The following is a 365-nucleotide window of genomic DNA, read 5'->3' on the forward strand; positions in this document are numbered from 1 at the left end:
AGTCGTTGCGTGAATAGGTAAGCAAAGATCCGTCGTCGCCCAGCTCAATCGTTACCGTTTTATCCGGATGGTTACGATCTTTCCATATATAATAGGCTCTCGTTTTTTGTTTTTCATCATAATCTTCTATTTCAAGCTCATAGTGCGGCGGTATGTTCCCGATCTCCAGCGCTTTTTTTCTCAGATGTTCTTTCAGCAATGGGGTCATCCTTTCAGAAGAGTGTATAAAAAAGAACTGTTTTTAATTATATAAAAACGTCCTTATCCTTTTAAAGGGAAGAAAGTGCCTTTTATGTGTCTATTTTTAGCAAAGAGGGAAAAGAGCCGTATTCAGAGCGGCTGTTTTTCATACAATAGTCACACTT

General features: G+C 38.6%; 1 protein-coding gene. It reads right to left on the reverse strand.

The window, feature by feature from the left end:
- On the reverse strand, positions 1–199 hold a 199-nt coding region (locus tag SB658_RS22365; protein ID WP_410602405.1), incomplete at its 3' end, for a YcdB/YcdC domain-containing protein.
- Between the last annotated feature and the right edge of the window lie 166 nt (positions 200–365).

It is taken from the genome of Bacillus sp. SIMBA_008, assembly GCF_046535495.1.
Classification (GTDB): Bacteria; Bacillota; Bacilli; order Bacillales; family Bacillaceae; genus Bacillus; species Bacillus subtilis.